Genomic DNA, 17,936 nt, shown 5'->3' on the forward strand with positions numbered 1-17,936 from the left:
TTAGCCCTCGTAATATTCAGATACTTTATCCATTGAAACGTATTCGCCAGCTACCTTCATCATAGCCTTGCCATCTACAAATTTCACCGCCTCGACTGGGTAGTTGCCTACTTGTGTTTTATACTCTTTGCCATCTTTGCCAGTGTAAGTCGCTGAAATGGTGTATGAGCCATTTGGCACTTGGTTGCCAGACGCGTCTTTGCCGTCCCAAGCTAGGTTATGAACGCCTGCATTTGTCTCGCTTAGATCAGTTGTTCTTACGACTTGACCATTTGCGTTTTTGACCTCGATTTTGCCATTTGCGAGATCTGTCTTAAAGTAAAGCGCAAATTTTGCATCTTTTTTCTCATCTGTTAGTGTGACTGCATTTGAGCCAGTTGAAACCATCTTGCCAAGGGCTGAGATAGCGTAGGCATTTGCGTTTGACTTTAGCTGACTTACTAGCTCTTTCATCGCTTTGTTTGTATTTTCTTGCATCTCGACTGATGCTAGCTGGCTAGTTTGCGTTAGCATCTTTTCAGTATCCATAGGGCTTGTTGGGTCTTGGTACTGAAGCTCGGTTAAAAGTAGCTTCATAAATGCATCTTTATCTAGCTGTCCATTTGGATTAGTTCCTGTGCTAGCTGCAGCGTCTTGTCTTGCTTTTGCCTTTTTCTCGGCATTTTTTTGTTGCGTTGTTTGTGTAGTTATATCTGAAACTGAAGCCATAATCTCTCCTAAATATATCTTGGTATTACTAGCTCAAGCAAGCTTTGTTCCGCTTGAGCGTTTTCGCTCTCGTCGCTTTGATTTGAGCTATATTTGTTCTTTGCTTGTTCTCTTTTTTCTTGTCTTTGGTTTTGGTCTGAGAAATTCATCTCAAGCTCGGTAAATCCCATATTTACAAGGCTGTTTTTAAACTCAGCTTGGTTTTGTAAAAAGAGGTTCATCGTAGCTGTGGTCGAGCTAAAATTTACATGCAAATTATTGCCGCGATTAACCATCGTGATCTCGACCTCGCCTAAATTTAGCGGGTTAAGCGTGATGTTAAAGCGAGTGATCGGCGCTTTGTAGTTTTGCACCTGCTCTTTTAGTGTAGAAGAGAAATTACTAAGCGTCTCTTTTATCTCTGCCTTTGTTTGAAGCTGGTGTTTAGCGCTGTTTGCGATATCTTTTACCATTTGATTTAGCTCTGATTTATTGTCGCTGCTAAATGTCTCCTCGCTTGGCTCAGCCTCGCTCATCTGCTCTCTTTCTGGAAAGAGTAGCGACTCAAGAGTTGGGGCTTTTTGCGCCTTTTGCTCGTGTAAATTTACCTTTACTTTTGGCTCTTTTGGCTGCTCATCTGGCTCAATATCCACTATCTCATCATCAAGCTTTACTTCACTATCATCTAGTTTTTTAGGCTCTTCTTTGACTAAATTTTTAACTTCGCTGACTGGATTTGCCACCACCTCTTTTAGCAAAGTATCAAGCTTTACGACCTCTTTTGGCTCGTTTTTGATGATAGTTTGCTCGACCTCGTTTTTTAGCTCTTTTAAGTAAAAAGGCTTGTCCTCAGTCTTTATCGGCGTGAAAAATTCCTGCTTGCCCAAATTTTTAAACATCTCGTTTAGTTTTGGCACATCTTCATTTGAAATTTCTATATTTTCAAGGCCAAGGTCAAATTTCTTAGCAAGATCGATAAGATCGCTAACGCTTTTAACGTTGCTAAGCTCTTCGACGTTTTGGGGCACACTTAAGAAATTTGCTATTTTGTCGCTGAAATTTGGAAATTTACTTACCTTTTCATTGCCGTTTAGTATCTCTAAAACTTGCAAAAGCTGCATGAAATTTGCATTTTCATAGAGCTCATTTTTTGTATCTTCGTCCAAATTTTCTTCAAGTGCGGCTGAAATTTTTGCCACGCTTTCGTTTTGCGCCTTTTCTATCGTCTCTTTTTGGATATCAACAGTTTTTACTATCTCTTTGACATCCTTTTCGGTGATCTTTTGACCGCTATTTGCCTTGCTCGCAGCCGCATCCAAAACCATCGACAAAAACTCGCCGTTGTTTTGAGACTTCTTCGCAGCCGTAGGCTTTTTAGTAGCCGCAGGAGCTAGCAAATCTACGTTGTTTTTCGCTGTGTAAGCTTGCATTTAATCCCTTTAAATTTAAAAACTTAACGCTTACATGCAAAATCTATTCCAAAAATTAATTTCTTGATATCAGCTTAAAATTTATAAAAATTTGGCTATAATCTGCCCCTATTTTAAAACTGATAAAGCGAAAAATATCAAACTAATAAACGGAGAAACATTTGGAAAAGATACGAAATATAGCCGTTATCGCGCACGTCGACCACGGTAAGACAACAATGGTTGATGAGCTTTTGAAGCAGTCAGGAACATTTAACGAGCATCAAAACCTTGGCGAGCGTGTAATGGATAGCAACGACATCGAAAGAGAGCGTGGCATCACGATCCTTTCTAAAAACACCGCCATTCGCTACAAAGATACAAAGATCAACATCATCGACACCCCAGGCCACGCCGACTTTGGTGGCGAAGTAGAGCGTGTTCTTAAGATGGTTGATGGCGTTTTACTACTTGTTGATGCGCAAGAGGGCGTTATGCCACAAACTAAATTTGTCGTCAAAAAGGCGCTCTCACTTGGACTTCGCCCAATCGTCGTCGTAAATAAGATAGATAAGCCTGCAGGCGATCCAGACCGCGTTATAAATGAAATTTTTGACCTTTTTGTCGCACTTGATGCAAACGATGAGCAGTTAGAATTCCCAGTCGTTTATGCCGCTGCAAAAAATGGCTACGCAAAACTAAAACTAAGCGATGAAAACAAAGATATGCAGCCACTTTTTGAGACTATCCTAGCTCACGTGCCAGCTCCAAGCGGCAGCGACGAGAACCCACTTCAGCTTCAAGTTTTTACGCTTGATTATGACAACTACGTCGGCAAGATCGGCATCGCGAGGATTTTTAACGGCAAGATAGCTAAAAACCAAAACGTCATGCTTGCAAAGGCTGATGGCACAAAGACAACTGGTAGAATTTCAAAGCTTATCGGCTTTATGGGACTTGATAGGATCGATATAAACGAGGCTGGCACTGGCGACATCGTAGCGATCGCTGGCTTTGACGCGCTTGACGTTGGCGATAGCGTCGTTGATCCAAACAACCCACATCCGCTTGATCCGCTCCATATCGAAGAGCCAACACTTAGCGTTGTATTTTCTGTAAATGACGGCCCACTAGCGGGCACTGAGGGCAAACACGTCACATCAAATAAGATCGATGAGCGCCTTGCAAACGAGATGAAGACAAATATCGCGATGAAGTATGAAAACATCGGTGAGGGTAAATTTAAAGTAAGCGGCCGTGGCGAGCTTCAGATCACCATTTTGGCTGAAAATATGCGCCGCGAGGGCTATGAGTTTTTACTTGGCAGACCTGAGGTCATCGTAAAAGAGATAAACGGCGTAAAATGCGAGCCATACGAGCTTTTGGTTATCGACGCGCCTGATGATACGACAGGCACTGTCATAGAAAAACTAGGCAAAAGAAAGGCCGAAATGGTCTCTATGAACCCAACAGGCGACGGTCAAACAAGGATCGAATTTGAAATCCCAGCGCGCGGCCTTATCGGCTTTAGAAGCCAGTTTTTGACTGATACAAAAGGCGAGGGCGTTATGAACCATAGCTTTTTGGAGTTTAGACCACTAAGCGGCACCGTCGAGCACAGAACAAACGGCGCTTTAGTTTCTATGGAAAACGGCGTAACGCTTGCTTATTCGCTATTTAACTTGCAAGATCGTGGCGTGCTATTTCTTGATCCACAAGCAAAAGTCTATGTGGGCATGATCATCGGTGAGCACAGCCGTCCAAACGACCTTGATGTAAATCCTATCAAGGGCAAAAACCTAACGAACGTGCGTGCAAGTGGTAGTGACGATGCGATCAAGCTAGTTCCGCCTAGAAAGCTAAGCCTTGAGCGCGCGCTTGAGTGGATAGAGGACGACGAGCTAGTCGAGGTTACGCCTATAAATATTCGCGTTCGCAAGCGCTATTTAGACCCAACAGAGCGTAAAAGAAAAGCAAAACTATAATCCAAATTTGCTAGCAAATTCCCTTTGGTGCCAGCCAAAGGGGCTAGCAAGTGAAATTTAATCCCCAAACCCAATTTAATAATCAGCTTGTAAATTTATCTATTTATGCCAAGTGGAGTGGGCTAAATTTAGCCAAATTTAGGGCTTGGCTGCTTTAAATTTATAAAGGCTATTTTTTGATTCTGGCGCTTTAAATTTGTAAATTTATGCTTGGTAAGTAAATTTGCCTGATCTGATGCCGTCACGAGGAATTTATAGAGTAGTTTGCATTTTATAAAGACTATTTTTGCCCGCAAAAAGCAATCAGTTATGGTGAGTGAATTGGTTTATTTGAATTTACAAAAGGGTTAAATTTAGATTTTGAGAGCTGTTAAATTTGCTTATTTGACTATCTCTGCATCCAAATTTTTGTAGTGGCTAAAATTTTAAATTTGTGGCTTGACTGAATTTACTTGCATGGTTGTAGTGGCGTTGTGGTGAATGGCTACTTTATCCGCACAAACGAGCTAAATTTAGTCCTTTCTCGCTCTAAATTTGTAAATTTATGCGAGTTGATAGGATTTGAGCGATATAAATTTTGATTTTAGTGGGCAACTTTATATATTGGTGCAAATTTATATCAGCCAGTGCTTGGCTAAAGCATCTGGCAGACTTTAAATTTTAAAATGTAGTCTGAAGCGAGGTCTATAGCAAGTGAAAGGCTAAATTTGGTTTGACTATTTGTAAATTTATCTAATTAGTAGATTAAATTTAGACCTTGTCTAAAAAACTATCTTTTAAAATCACTCTTGTTAGTGATGAAATTTAGCAAATTTATCACCTCAAACCACAATAAAAGCTACCTAAATTTATAAAAAGTGCAGGGAGTAAATTTAACTAGCGGATCTTTTTTAGTCTGCTCTTTGAAATTTTATAAATTTTTGATGGCGTATCTTCAAAAAATAGTTCATCAACAACTTCATCAGCCACGCTTCTAGCCCAAACTTCGTCAAATTTCATACCATTTTTGTTCGCGCTGCTTGAGTAAAGCCAGTCAAATTTGCTTAAAAATTTCTCATGTTTGCACTCTTTTACGACCCTGATCGCCTTTAAATTTGGATATAAAAATGTCGTCTTTCTTGAGCGGCGGATGAAATTTTTATACTTTTTTGGCGCTCTAGCAAGCTCATGTAAAACGCTAAATTTAGCCGTCGTGATGAGGCAAGGTTTGCCCTCGCTTCGCATTTTGACGTGATTTATCTCCTTGTAGTCCTTGCTTAAAAAGCCAGCCGTCGTGTCAGTTTGCGCTAGGTATATCATCTCTCTTCTTTGAAAGTAAAAATATGCATGATATGATGAGAGCAAAGCCTAAAAAGTCCCAAAAGACAAACTTCGTCCCAAGCCAAAAGTAGCCAAAAAAGGCCGCGCTTAGTGGCTCTATGCAGGCTATCATACTGGCCTTTGAGGCGCCTATGAGCTTGACTCCAGTCATATAAAAGCTAAATGCAAATATCGTGCCAAGCGTGATGACAGCGAGAAATGCCAGCCACTGCGCAGTGCCACTAAGCCCCGCAAACTCCCACACTCTCATATAAAGGCAAAGCACCACTCCACCTATCACCATGCCCCAGCCAAGCGTGAGCGCGACTGAGTATTTTGCATTTAGCCTTGCGGGAGCTAGGTTATAAACGCAGACGCAAACAGCGCTTACTAAGCACCAAAATAGCGCTTCTGGTGAGATGACAAGGGCTGAAATTTGCGCGTGCGTAGCAAGAAAAAAGACGCCAAGCATCGCGCAAAATAGAGCCAAAATTTCAAGCGGTCTTGGCGCTCGCCTCTCTTTTAAGCAGATGACGGCTAGGATGAGGACTGGAGCTGTGTATTGAATGACCGTTGCAACTGCGGCGTTTGAGAGCTCGATAGAGTAAAAGTAGGCATACTGCGTCATCATAAGTCCAAGTAGGGCGTATGTGAGAAGCTCGGCCATCAGTTTTATGTCAGTAACTGGCGCAAAAACGGCCTTTGGAGCCTTAAAAGCGTAGTAGAGCACGATAAAAGCACCAGCTAGCAAGAGCCTATAAGGCACTAAAAAATCAGCGCTAATGCCCTGCGAGAAGAGATACTGCCCGCAAACTCCGCTAAATCCCCAAAGTACGCCACCAACTAGTGTAAGAAGCACTCCAAGTTGATGGCTGGACATTAAATTTATCTATCTTTATGTAGCTGGGCGTCTTTGCCGTAGTGAGGCGAATAAGGCCCATAAAGTATGCAGTCGTGGCAGTTTCTAGAAAAGAGGTAGGCATCGGCCCTTACTGCTAGGTCGTATGATCTATCTGAGATGGTGTTTGCCACCTGCGTGATGACGGCTGAGACTAGCATGCCAAGCAGGCTGTTTTGCCCGCTGCCGCTATCCTCTGCGGCTGCTGCCTCGCCCTGCCAAAGTGTCGCACCGCTTTTTATATCGACTAGTTTTGCTTCAAGCACTACCTTTGTCGAGCTAGAGACCACGACGTAGCTTGTGCCGTAGTCTTTGATGTTTATGTAAAGCACGCTATCGGCATGAAAAATTTTATCAAGCTTATTTAGTGGCACGGCGGCGATCTCGCTTGGCTCGGTTATGCCATTTTGCTTAAATGTATCATTTACAAGAGCCACTGGAAATACATAGTATCCAGCCTCGCTAAGTGGGGCTACTGAGTTAGCCAAAACCGCTGCTGAGCCGCTTACTTCGGTGCTATCGTTTGTTGGCATGAGCACTAGGATGGAGCGTGGCTTTTTTTGCAAAAAGGCTGAGTAGTCGTATGGCTCAGGCTCTTTGAAAGAACAACCCGCAAAAAATATCGCAAGAAGCGTCACAGCTATAAATTTCAGGCTATTTTTCATCTTTCGCTCCCTCTTTTTTGCTCTGCTTTTTTGGGGTTAAATTTTTAGAGCCTTTGATGAAATTTATAAATTCTCTTGACTCTGGGAAATTTTGCACCTCTTTGTCAAAATTTGCATTTGCAGCGCCTAAATTTCCGTTATTTAAGTATAAAAGTCCAAGGTGCGCATATAGACCTGGCGCAACCTTGTAGCCCCTTTGGGTTGAGTTTTGCACTAAATTTTCTAAGCGTGAAATTTGCTCGGTTGCGTCGCCATCTTCATTTAGATAGCTATATAATGAGCTGCTATATGTGCCGTCCCAGTAGTAAAGCGACCTTGGGCCACTTGCGTTGCTACATCCTGCTAGCACGAGCGCAAGAGCGCCAAGGCAGGCAAGCCCTATTTTACTTGCCATGCTCCGCTTTCTATGCCATTTACTAGGTTATTTACCGCTTCAACTATCGCTAGGCTTAGCACCTTGCCATTTAGCGTAGAGTCGTATCCTGCGGTGCCGCCAAAGCCGATGATCTCTCTGTTTGAAAGGGTGTATTCGCCAGCGCCGCTAACTGAATAGACGACCTCAGCCGTTTTGGTATCGACAACGTTTAAATTTACCTTTGAGTAGGCGGTTTGTTGCTTACCTTTGCCAAGTATGCCAAATAGCTGGTGATCGCCTGTTGTCTTGCGGCCAAATTCGGTCACATCGCCAGTTATCACATATCTTGAGCCTTTTAAATTTTGAGCCTCTTTGCTTAGCTCGCTCTCTTGTTTGAGGACCGACATATTTGATCTCTCAAGCACCGAAAATCTACCGCTTTGCTGTAAATTTGTGATCAAGATACTTTGAGCTTGGTTGCCAAGTCTATCCTCGCCGTCGCTAAAGGCGCCGTTTTGATAGGCTGATTGGTTATTAAAGCGGCCAATAGAAACTGAGACCTTTTTGCCGTTATAAACTGATCCGTAGCTTGCTACTTTTGGGGTTTCTACCACTCTTGAGCTCTCGCTTGCGCACCCTGCAAAAAGCGCTGCGATCACTAGAGCTGCACTAAATTTTAAAACATTTTTCATCTTTATCCTTTGTGACAAAATCGTGTGTATATTACTACTTTTTTTTAAATGGCTCGAAATTTCATCCACGTGCCATTTGCGTATCTGCGCACAAAGAGCACCGCCTTTACCGCCCAGTCGGCAAACATCGCAAACCAAGTGCCTATCATGCCAAGATCAAAGGCGAGCGCAAAGATATAAGCTAGCACGATCCTGCAGGCAAACATGCAGGCTAAATTTACTATCATTGGGTATTTTGCGTCCCCAGCAGCTCGAAAAACGGTCGGATAGGTGTAGGCAAGCGGCCAGATGAGGCACATAGCGATGCCGTGGTACCAGACGATCTGCCTTGTTAAATTTATGGCCTCGCTCGAGAGGTTATAAACGCGAAGTAGCGGTTCAAGAAGCAGTAACACGACAGCCGTGCTAAAAAGCTGCACGATGTAGATGCTTAGCATTGATTTTCTTACGTAAAATTTAGCCTGATTAAAGTCATTTGCGCCGATGCATCTAGCCACGACGACGCTTAGACCTGTGCCTATCGCCATGCCAGGGAGCACCTGAAACATCACGATCGTCCCGCCCACGGCATTTGCAGCGATGCTTGCCGTGCCAAAGAGCGAAACAAGGCTCAAAACGATGATGCGACCCACGTAAAACATCGAATTTTCAAAGCCATAAGGCACGCCGATATTTAAAATTTTTTTGATGATCTCGTAGTCAAATTTATAGATAAGGCTCTTTCTTATGTGAAGTTTTAGCTTTATATCAAGTAGCAGATATACTATGATAAAGCAAGCGATCGCTCTAGCTATGAGCGTGCTAATGGCGATGCCAAGCACCCCTGTGTGAAATGTGTAGATGCTAATGGCAGTTAGCAGCACATTTAGTAAATTTGCAGCCGCCATGATATACATAGGTAGCTTTGCGTTTGACATCGTGCGAAAGATCGCCGCAGCTGCTGCATATACTGCTAAAAAGGGCGCTGAAATGGCTGAGAAAACGAGATAGTGGCTAGCATCGCTCCTTACTTGCTCGCCGATATCGCCAAAGACTTTATCTAAGATGAGATCTTTTAAAACTATGATGGCAAGGGCTATAAAGATGGCAAAAATTAGACTAAACCAAACTAGCTGATCGGCGGTATTTCTGGCGTTGCCGCTTTGTTTGCTGCCTAGATACTGGCTAGCTACCACCGAGCCACCAGTGGCTATGGCGGTAAATATGCTAATAAATAGCGCCATGACAAACTCCACAAGGCTCACCGCACTCACCGCACTTTCGCTAACGCTAGCTGCCATTAGCGAGTTTGCAAGGCCTAGGCTATATTCTAAAAACTGCTCTACGGCGATAGGGAAAAAGAGCCTTGCAAGGTCGGCATTTGAGAAAAATCTCTGCTCGCTTGTCAAATTTTTCAAATTTCATCCCCTTTGTAAAGTGTGGGTAAATTATAAATTTTAAAAGGTGAAAAGGCTATAAATTTTGGGTCTTATTTATTGACAAATTTGTCTTAAAGTGAGTAAAATCACGCCAGTTCTAAGTTTTAGAAAGACCTTTTTTGGATACAAAATGCACTCAATCGGTATTGATATAGGCTCAACTTCTGCAAAGGTTGCCGTCATAGAGGCAAGTAGCGGCGAGATAAAGGAGCTCTTTTTACTCCCAACTGGCTGGAGCAGCGCAGATACGGCCATGCTTATAAAAGAGCGAGTTTTAGGCTTAAACCTTGGCGAGCTATATTTTACTGCGACAGGCTACGGCAGAGTTTCGGTGCCATACGCTGATAAAACCCTTACAGAGATCACCTGTCACGCGCTTGGGGCGCACTACTTTTGCAAAAGTGACTGCACAGTTATAGACGTGGGCGGTCAAGATACGAAGGCTATCAAGCTTGAAAATGGCTCAGTGACGGATTTTACGATGAATGACAAGTGTTCAGCTGGCACTGGTAAATTTCTTGAAGTGATGTCAAACCGCCTTGGAGTTAGGTTTGACGAGCTTACATGCCTTGCTAAAAATAGCGACAAAGATATATCCATAAGCTCGATGTGCACGGTCTTTGCGGAGTCTGAGATCATAAGTCTCATCGCTCAAAACATCTCACGAGAAAATATCGCAAAAGCAGTGATCGTCTCAGCTATAAATAAAATTTCAAATTTGGTCAAAAAACAGGCAAATACGAGCTATTTCTTAAGCGGTGGCTTTAGTAAGAGCGAGTATGTGAGAGAAAATTTAGAAGTGTGCTTGCAAGCTAAAGTAAGCACGCACGAAGATGCGATCTACTGCGGTGCGATAGGCGCTAGCCTTGCAGGGATAAGAAATTTAAGGAGAGAAAATGGCGATAAATGAGAGTATGAGTCTGAGCGAAATTTTCGCTACTTATGATGGCGCTAAGAAAAATTTAGCCCAAAATGTCGAAGCAGTCAAAAATAGCGGCCAAAAGATCGCGGCTATCTTTTGCACCTACACGCCAAGGGAGGTCATCCACGCAGCAAACGCTTATAGTGTGAGTGTCTGTGCAACTGGCGATAACGCCGTGGTCGAGGGCGAAAAGTACCTGCCTAAAAACCTCTGTCCGCTCATAAAAGCAAGCTACGGCTTTGCAAAAGCGAATAAATGTCCATTTGTGCGAAACTCTGATATCGTTATCGGCGAGACGACGTGCGACGGCAAGAAAAAGATGTATGAGCTAATGGGCGAATTTAAAGATGTGCACGTCATGCATTTGCCACATTTCAAGAGCCAAAAGAGCTTGGAGATTTGGCAAGATGAGGTCAGGGAGCTAAAGGAGCGTCTGGAGGCTAAATTTGGCGTGAGTGTGAGCGATGAGGAGCTTAGAAACTCTATCAGGCTATTTAACAAAGAGCGTGAGCTAATGGGAGAAATTCAAAATTTCATGAAGCTAACACCGCCACCGATGAACGGCAAAGAGCTACACGCACTGCTATATGGAAATGGTTTTATCTTTGACAAAGAGGAGCAGATAAGCGACCTTGAGATCATCGTTGAGAAGCTAAAAGAGTGCGTGAGGGACAAAATTTCACCCGTGCATAAGGACGCCAAACGCATCATCATCACAGGCTGTCCAAGTGGTGGGGTCTATGATAAGATCGTGCCAGCCATAGAAGAGGCAGGCGGCGTCGTGGTAGCTTACGAAAACTGCACTGGGACTAAAAATTTTAGCAACCTAATCGATGAAAACGATGATCCAATTAGCGCCATAGCAAAGCGCTACATGGCGATACCTTGCTCGATCATGTCGCCAAATAAAGAGAGAGAAAATGTGCTACAAGAGATGATAAAAGAGTATAAGGCGGACGGCGTGATCGACGTTGTGCTGCAAGCCTGTCACACCTACAACGTAGAAACTGCTAATATAAAAAGGGCGTGCAACGACGTAGATACGCCTTATATGGCGCTTGAGACGGACTTTTCGACGAGCGACGCTGGGCAGATCAAGACAAGGCTCGAGGCATTTATAGAGATGCTTTAGGATAAATTTGGCGTCTGGCTTTTTGAGGCGAGCGCTAAATTTAAAAGAGCAGGGGGCTAAATTTAGCTTTAAATTTAAAATAGCTGACTTGAAAATGGTTAAATTTACAAAATTTACAAGTCAGCTAAAGCGAAAATTCCAACTTAAAAATAGATATTTTTAAAAAAATATGCAGGATAAATTCCTGCATATTTAAATAATCAATCGTCCAAAAACCACCATCCAGAAGCTCTTCCATAGGCAAATCGACTATGATGATAATCATAAATGACTGAATTCCATTTTTTATCACCGTTTTTTATTTTCTCGTTATATTCTCTTATTTTATCTCTATCGCCCAGGTTTTTATACATGTCGCGTAGATCTCTACATATATATGCGCTTTTTAGCTCATTGCAGCCGTATTCAAGCATTTTTACGTCCGCTTTTGACTCAGAAAGAGCTTTTGCGTAATCAGAATCTATGGCATCGGTTTTAGCTTGATCATCGCTTTTATGTGCAAAATAGATTATTTTGTATAAAATCAAATCAAGAGCTGGTATATTGCACGCTGGAGCAAATTTTTTCTCATAGCAGTATTCTGGAATAGTTTTTTCATAAAAATTCACTACTTTTTTAAGGTCTTTATTGGCTAAAGCCTCTCGTTTTTCTAGTGCTAGGCAGCCTAGATCATTACCTTGATCTAAACACCAATATTTTGCCCTATCTGTGTCTATTTTTTTCGTGTTAGTTTCTATAAACTGTTTATCCCCACTATAATCATAATTTGGTTTTTCTTTGCTACTCCCAAAGCCCCAAGCATATACGCTACTTGTGGCCAACACGCTGGCTAATACTGAAGCTAAAATTTGCTTTTTCATCTTGATATCTCCTTTTTGGTTTAAAAAGGCATTCTACCCCCCCCCGTACTTAAAATAAATTTTAAAAGGGTGCAGGCCCATGAAAAAGTATAAATTTAGTGTCTAAGTGCTCGCTAAAATGTGCAGAGTATGTCAAGCAGTCTGCCAAGCTTTTGCATATCATTTAAGAAAAGCTGGTTTGATTTTTGTGTAAATTCTTTGGCTTCTTCTAGGATTTTGGGCTCTAAGATGCTATAAGCAAACTCCTTTTTTAGTATCTTTGCGCCCTTTTTATAAACAAATTTTGCATCAATAAAGCTTGTAAAAAAGCTATCATCTCTTAAGTAGTAGTTGGTGCTCGCATTTACAAAAACTGGCTTTTGAGCTAAAAACTCGCCGCAAACGCCGTTTGGTGATCTAAATTTAACACTCTCAACCACATCAGGTCTTATCTCATAAAACCTTATTTCGCTAGATTTTTTAAGAGCCAAAACGTCACTAGTTTTGTTTAAATTTATAGAGGAGCTATCAGCTCCAATGACGTTTATAACGCCTTTTATAAGAGAGTAGGCACTTGTAGTTTTATTTTGATCAAGAAAATTTATCATGCCAAAAAATGGCACGCTGGCATTTTTATCAGCTAAGCTTGGCATGCTTTTTATGAGTAGTTGCTGCTTTTTGCCATTTAGCTCAAAGTAGCTCACCATGATAGAAATTTCATCTTTTTTACTAGGCGTCTTTTGCGAGCAGCCCGCAAAAAAGAGCGCTGCAAGCAGCAAAACTACTAAATTTCTCATTTTATGAAGTAGTCACCATCAAAGCTTACAAGCGAGTATTTTCTCTCGTTGCCGATACTCTCTTTAAGCTCATCGATACTCAAAAACTCCAAGCTATCGGCTCCTATGTACTCTCTGACCTCTTCGACGCTTTTTTTGGCGCTTATTAGCTCCTCAAAGCTTGGAGTGTCGATGCCGTATCGCTCAGGATACTTTAGCTCAGGGCACGCAACTCTGAAGTGAATTTCTTTCGCTCCTGCGTGTCTTAAGAGATCGACCACCTTTTTAGAAGTAGTGCCACGAACGATGCTATCGTCGATCACGACGATACTTTTACCAGCTAGCACGCTTGACATCGGATTTAGTTTTAGTTTGACCTTTAAATTTCTCATCTCTTGGCTTGGCTCGATAAAGGTTCTGCCCACATAGTGATTTCTAGTGATGGCTAGCTCAAATGGAATTTTGCTCTCATTTGCGTATCCAAGCGCCGCTGGCACGCCACTATCTGGCACAGGCACGACAAAATCAGCCTTTATCTTGCTCTTTCTAGCTAGCACCTCGCCCATCTTTTTTCTCACTTCATAGACGCTTTTGCCCTCTATAACGCTATCTGGGCGCGCAAAGTAGATGTACTCAAAGGCACAAATTCTAGGGTCTGGCTCGAAAATTTGCAAGCTTTGAAACTCGCTCTTGCCATGCTCAAAAACTATCATCTCGCCAGGTCTAACATCTCTTATAAATGTTGCTCCCACAAGGTCAAATGCGCAAGTCTCGCTAGCTACGATGTATCCGCCATCTTTTAGCCTACCAAGGCTTAGTGGCCTAACACCCCAGCGGTCTCTTATGGCAAAGGTTTTGTGGCGTGACTGCACGAGCAAGCAGTAAGCGCCTTTTATCTTATCAAGTGCTGCGATGATGCGATCTTGTAGGTGTTCGTCGTGGTTTCTTGCGATGAGGTGGATGATGTTTTCTGTGTCCATATTTGTCTGAAATATCGCGCCATCTTTGATGAGCTCGTTTCTAACCTCGTCTTTATTGACCAAATTTCCGTTGTGAACGATCGAGATTTGACCTAGGGCATAGTTGGCGGCTATTGGCTGGGCGTCACGGCCTGAGTTTTTGCCAGCTGTTGCGTAGCGGTTGTGACCGATCGCCATGTCGCCTTTTAATGAGCTTAAGATCTCTTCGTTAAAGACCTCGGTGACTAGGCCGTTGCCCTTGTGAGTGGAGATCTCGCCGTCGTTACAGACGCTGATGCCACTTGCCTCTTGACCGCGGTGTTGCATAGAAAATAGCGCATAATACGCCGTTTTCGCCGCATCTTTAGAATTTATGATACCTACTATCGCACACATCTTTTATCCTCTTTTCATCTTTTTAAATTTCATCTTTACAGTTAAATTTCATAGCCAACGCTAAGCACTTTTTGTAAGTGACTTGTTGCCCAAAGTGCTGGCACACTTGCCGTTATTTGCACCATTTATAACAATCCACATGCACTAAAACTAAATTTCATCATCTCAAATCAAACTCATTAGCTCTTAAATTTTGACGCTTTTTGCGCTCTGGTAGGTAGAATTTATCGCCAAATTCTAGCTTGCATATCTTTATATCATCAAGACTAAATTTAATCATCAAGCCCCAAACTATCATCTATCGAGTATAGGCCGCTGCTCTGATTTTTTAGCCAGATAGCAGCCTTAATGGCACCTTTTGAAAAGGTCGCTCTACTAGTTGCGGTGTGGTTTAGCTCGATAAATTCGCCGTCATTGTAAAAGCCAACCGTGTGACGACCGACCACGTCGCCGCCACGAAGCGCCATAACTGCGATCTCGTCTTTACTTCTTGCGCCCACCATGCCAGCTCTGCCAGTTACTAAAACATCTTTTAAATTTAGATCCCTTGCCTCTGCCACACAGCCCGCCAAGGTCATCGCAGTGCCGCTTGGAGCGTCCTTTTTGTGTCTGTGGTGCTGTTCGACTATCTCTATATCAAATTCTCTTAAAACTTTCGAAGCTATCCTTGCAATTCTATTTAACACTGCTACACCTAGACTCATGTTTGTTGCGTAGAGTATTGGCATAGTGCCTGATGCTAGATGAAGCAAATTTTTCTCATCGTCATTTAGTCCGGTTGTGCCGATGACTAGTGGTTTTGGGTTGGTTCTAGCGTAGTTTAGCAGTGCTACGGTCGCCTCTTTTTGGCTAAAGTCGATGATAACGTCGCACGCTTCAAAAAATTTAGCAAAGTCGTTTGTCAAAAGCTCACTGCTTAAATTTTCAACCTCATTTTTTTGGCTAAAAGCGACGCTTAAAGTGGCGTCTTTTTCATCTTTCAAACAAGAGATGATACTTTGAGCCATCTTGCCACTAGCGCCGTAAAGTCCTATTTTTACCAAAATTTATCCTTTGAATTTTGGTTGAAATTTAACATAAATTTTATTATAGAGAGATTACGAAATGGCTTTTGAAAATAGCTATTTGAGGCTAGAAATTAATTACAAATTAGCATTTTGGTAACTGCTGCGATCAGAAAAATGGATATTGATTATATTAGAGCGCACTTTTTGCTTATTTTATGCAAAAAGGCAACTACGCTATGTATTTTATTAATGCAATTTTTGAAAAAGTGCTCTGATAAGCCTAAAAACCAAGCATTTTTTAAATATAAATTTGACTAAAAGTTTATTTTGAAAGAGAAATTTAGCCAAAAAATTTGGCTAAATTTGTTGAGTATTAATGCAAGCTTTCTATGTAGCTCATAGCGCTAAGTGCAGCCACTGCGCCATCACCTGCTGCTACGATGACTTGCTTTGGAGCATCCTCTCTGATATCGCCTGCTACAAAGAGCCCTTTTAGGCTAGTTTGCATCTTAAGGTTTGTCTTAACCTGTCCGCCATCAGCCATTTCGCAGATAAATTTGCCGTTTTCATCTTTTAAAATTTCGTTATTTACATTTAGTCCGACAAAGGTGAAAATGCCCGGCACATCAAGCACGCGCTCGCCATTTTTGGTATCAAGCACGATCTTTGTTAGACCCATTTTATCGCCAAGCGCCTCTTTTACAGTTGCACTTGTTATAAACTCGATCTTCTCATTTTTTCTAGCTTTTTCAACGGTTGTTGGCGCCGCTCTAAATTCGTCACGTCTATGCACTAGATAAACTTTTGAGCAGATATTTGCTAGATAAAGTGCCTCTTCAACAGCTGTGTCGCCACCGCCAAGGACGGCTACCTCTTTGTTTTTGTAAAAGAAGCCATCGCATGTTGCGCATGTGCTAACGCCTTTACCAAAGAACTCATCTTCGCCCTTAAATCCAGCACGCCTTGGGGTTGAGCCAGTCGCTACGATGACAGCCTTTGCCTGCTCGCTCTTGCCGCCCTCAAGTAAAATTTCAAAGCTGCCATCTCCATTTTTTCTAACGCCAACGACGTTTGCCCACTTATGAACTAGTCCAAATGCACTGCACTGCTTCCACCAAGTGCTCATAAAGTCAAAACCGCTCTCGCCAGGGGCTTTTTGACCTGGGTAGTTTTCTATCTCTGAGCTAGAGGTGATCTGACCGCCAGGCTCGCCTTTTTCAAACATTACAACATTTTTTAGTCCGCCTCTAGTGGCGTAAAGTCCGGCGCTTAGTCCTGCTGGACCGCCTCCGATGATCGCTAAATCAAGCATAAATTTCCTTTATTCTAAAACATTTATGGACGAATTTTGTTTATAAATTTCGCCCCTTTGATGAACTATCTCAACACTGCTAGGAAGCTTCGTGATGCTTAAATTTCGCATAAGCTCTAGGACTGTATTTATATCTGAGCTTATGTATTTTAGTGTTGAGTTTGACTCATATCTTTTTTGAAAGATATCAATCGCCACAACTGTTTCATTTTTGGTTGGTAAAATTTCGTCTAATTTTGATTGATTTGAACTGAAGATTAAAAGCGTATATTTTGGCTCTTTTGGAGTGAAAATTTCGCTTTTTTCGTAAAAAACTAGCTTCGCAAAATCAACAAATTTATATTGTGAAAAACGATAGTTGCTATACGCAAATGCAGCCGCTATCATAGCTGCACCAAAAAATGAACCAAATATATAGGTAAGAGGAAGCAGACTTCCTCTTCTTTTTTCGCTCATTAAAGAAGCGAATTTAGTTTGTCAGTTAGGGCTTGTTTTGACTGCGCACCGACCATTTGCTCAACTAGCTCGCCATTTTTGAAAAATAGCAATGTTGGGATCGATCTAATGCCAAACTCAACTGCAAGATCTTGCACTTCATCAGTATTTACCTTGCAAATTTTTGCTTTGCCCTCAAAGTCTTCAGCAAGCTCTTCGATCACTGGAGCTAGCATACGGCAAGGTCCGCACCATGGAGCCCAGAAATCTACTAGAGCAACGCCTTCTTTTGTTACATCAAAATTTTCTTTTGTGAGTTCGATGTATTTTCCCATTTGTTCTCCTTATTTTCAAGTTGTGGCAATTATACAAAATCAAATTTAAATTTTAGCTAAATAATAAATTTTATTATAAACTAATATTTTCTATCAGCTCAAAATCTTCATTTTTAACAACAAGTAGATCAAGCTGAAAGTCTCTGTTTGGCTCATTTTTCATCATATAAAAATTTATAGTTTTTAAAATTTTCATATATTTTGCCTTGTTTAGCCTATACTCCGCTTCGTATCCTCCGCTGGTTGCTTTTACCTCTATAAAATGTAAAATTTTATCGCTACTTAGCGCGATGATGTCGATCTCGCCAAATTTAGAGTGAAAATTTCTCTCTAAAATGACAAAACCAAGCTTACACAAAAACTCGCACGCCCTATCTTCGGAGCTCTTACCAAAGAGATACTCTTTTAGCCCCAA

At 41.9% G+C, this 17,936-nt stretch carries 19 protein-coding genes and 1 pseudogene; 4 read left to right on the forward strand and 16 right to left on the reverse strand.

Features of this window, described 5'->3' with window-relative positions; translation table 11 throughout:
• The gene (locus CVT07_RS00485; protein ID WP_103571804.1) at positions 1–708 is read right to left on the reverse strand and encodes a flagellar basal body rod modification protein; all 708 of its coding nucleotides are present in this window, start codon (positions 706–708) and stop codon (positions 1–3) included.
• 8 nt (positions 709–716) lie between these two features.
• A pseudogene (locus CVT07_RS10310) lies at positions 717–1,103 on the reverse strand (flagellar hook-length control protein FliK); the annotation flags it as partial.
• A 1,175-nt stretch (positions 1,104–2,278) separates the two neighbouring features.
• Between CVT07_RS10310 and typA the strand changes: the two are divergent.
• Positions 2,279–4,081 carry a translational GTPase TypA gene (gene typA, locus CVT07_RS00495; RefSeq protein ID WP_004317297.1) on the forward strand — a complete coding sequence of 601 codons (1,803 nt, stop codon included), beginning with the start codon at positions 2,279–2,281 and terminating at the stop codon, positions 4,079–4,081.
• An 876-nt stretch (positions 4,082–4,957) separates the two neighbouring features.
• On the opposite strand, the gene CVT07_RS00500 is transcribed toward typA, so the two are convergent.
• The 6 genes from CVT07_RS00500 to CVT07_RS00525 are packed head-to-tail and all read right to left on the reverse strand — an operon-like array spanning position 4,958 to position 9,387.
• On the reverse strand, positions 4,958–5,380 hold the full coding sequence (locus CVT07_RS00500; RefSeq protein ID WP_103636940.1) for a Sua5 YciO YrdC YwlC family protein: 423 nt from the start codon (positions 5,378–5,380) through the stop codon (positions 4,958–4,960).
• Complete coding sequence (locus CVT07_RS00505; protein ID WP_107936168.1) at positions 5,358–6,260, reverse strand: DMT family transporter; 903 nt, start codon at positions 6,258–6,260, stop codon at positions 5,358–5,360. Before CVT07_RS00505 ends, CVT07_RS00500 begins: the two co-directional genes overlap by 23 nt.
• Before the next feature lie 5 nt (positions 6,261–6,265).
• Positions 6,266–6,943, reverse strand: a complete 678-nt coding sequence (locus CVT07_RS00510; RefSeq protein ID WP_021088701.1) for a DUF799 domain-containing protein — start codon at positions 6,941–6,943, stop codon at positions 6,266–6,268.
• Positions 6,933–7,337 (reverse strand): DUF4810 domain-containing protein, encoded by a 405-nt coding sequence (locus tag CVT07_RS00515; RefSeq protein ID WP_004318053.1) that lies wholly within the window; start codon positions 7,335–7,337, stop codon positions 6,933–6,935. The genes CVT07_RS00510 and CVT07_RS00515 overlap by 11 nt, the downstream gene beginning before the upstream one ends.
• Positions 7,322–7,990: a CsgG/HfaB family protein gene (locus CVT07_RS00520; protein WP_009295049.1), complete on the reverse strand. Its 669-nt coding sequence runs from the start codon at positions 7,988–7,990 to the stop codon at positions 7,322–7,324. Before CVT07_RS00520 ends, CVT07_RS00515 begins: the two co-directional genes overlap by 16 nt.
• A 44-nt stretch (positions 7,991–8,034) precedes the next feature.
• A complete protein-coding gene (locus CVT07_RS00525) occupies positions 8,035–9,387 on the reverse strand; it encodes an MATE family efflux transporter (protein WP_107936170.1) in 1,353 nt (450 codons plus the stop codon).
• A gap of 151 nt (positions 9,388–9,538) precedes the next feature.
• Between CVT07_RS00525 and CVT07_RS00530 the strand changes: the two genes are divergently transcribed.
• Genes CVT07_RS00530 through CVT07_RS00540 form a run of 3 tightly spaced genes read left to right on the forward strand, consistent with a single transcriptional unit; the run spans position 9,539 to position 11,625 of the window.
• Positions 9,539–10,318, forward strand: a complete 780-nt coding sequence (locus tag CVT07_RS00530; RefSeq protein WP_107936172.1) for an acyl-CoA dehydratase activase — start codon at positions 9,539–9,541, stop codon at positions 10,316–10,318.
• Entirely contained in the window at positions 10,305–11,462 is a 1,158-nt protein-coding gene (locus tag CVT07_RS00535; RefSeq protein WP_107936174.1) for a double-cubane-cluster-containing anaerobic reductase, read from the forward strand. The genes CVT07_RS00530 and CVT07_RS00535 overlap by 14 nt, the downstream gene beginning before the upstream one ends.
• A gap of 7 nt (positions 11,463–11,469) precedes the next feature.
• A complete protein-coding gene (locus tag CVT07_RS00540; RefSeq protein WP_196375737.1) occupies positions 11,470–11,625 on the forward strand; it encodes a hypothetical protein in 156 nt (51 codons plus the stop codon).
• A gap of 37 nt (positions 11,626–11,662) precedes the next feature.
• Here CVT07_RS00540 and CVT07_RS00545 read toward each other — a convergent pair whose 3' ends face one another.
• From CVT07_RS00545 to CVT07_RS00580, 8 genes are all read right to left on the reverse strand, one after another.
• The gene (locus tag CVT07_RS00545) at positions 11,663–12,322 is read right to left on the reverse strand and encodes a hypothetical protein (RefSeq protein ID WP_103645857.1); all 660 of its coding nucleotides are present in this window, start codon (positions 12,320–12,322) and stop codon (positions 11,663–11,665) included.
• A 113-nt stretch (positions 12,323–12,435) separates the two neighbouring features.
• A complete protein-coding gene (locus CVT07_RS00550; protein ID WP_107936176.1) occupies positions 12,436–13,098 on the reverse strand; it encodes a hypothetical protein in 663 nt (220 codons plus the stop codon).
• Entirely contained in the window at positions 13,095–14,432 is a 1,338-nt protein-coding gene (gene purF, locus CVT07_RS00555) for an amidophosphoribosyltransferase (protein ID WP_107936178.1), read from the reverse strand. The genes CVT07_RS00550 and purF overlap by 4 nt, the downstream gene beginning before the upstream one ends.
• Before the next feature lie 272 nt (positions 14,433–14,704).
• Positions 14,705–15,475 (reverse strand): 4-hydroxy-tetrahydrodipicolinate reductase, encoded by a 771-nt coding sequence (gene dapB / locus CVT07_RS00560; RefSeq protein WP_103574145.1) that lies wholly within the window; start codon positions 15,473–15,475, stop codon positions 14,705–14,707.
• A gap of 337 nt (positions 15,476–15,812) precedes the next feature.
• Positions 15,813–16,751, reverse strand: coding sequence for an NAD(P)/FAD-dependent oxidoreductase (locus CVT07_RS00565; protein WP_004317976.1), 939 nt, complete (start codon positions 16,749–16,751; stop codon positions 15,813–15,815).
• A gap of 9 nt (positions 16,752–16,760) precedes the next feature.
• Positions 16,761–17,207, reverse strand: a complete 447-nt coding sequence (locus CVT07_RS00570; protein WP_004318021.1) for a hypothetical protein — start codon at positions 17,205–17,207, stop codon at positions 16,761–16,763.
• Entirely contained in the window at positions 17,207–17,521 is a 315-nt protein-coding gene (gene trxA, locus CVT07_RS00575; RefSeq protein WP_021092602.1) for a thioredoxin, read from the reverse strand. Before trxA ends, CVT07_RS00570 begins: the two co-directional genes overlap by 1 nt.
• Positions 17,522–17,594: 73 nt before the next feature.
• The gene (locus tag CVT07_RS00580; RefSeq protein ID WP_107936180.1) at positions 17,595–17,936 is read right to left on the reverse strand and encodes a YraN family protein; all 342 of its coding nucleotides are present in this window, start codon (positions 17,934–17,936) and stop codon (positions 17,595–17,597) included.

Origin of the sequence: Campylobacter concisus (genome assembly GCF_003048875.2) — a bacterium.
In the GTDB taxonomy this organism is placed as follows: domain Bacteria; phylum Campylobacterota; class Campylobacteria; order Campylobacterales; family Campylobacteraceae; genus Campylobacter_A; species Campylobacter_A concisus_AU.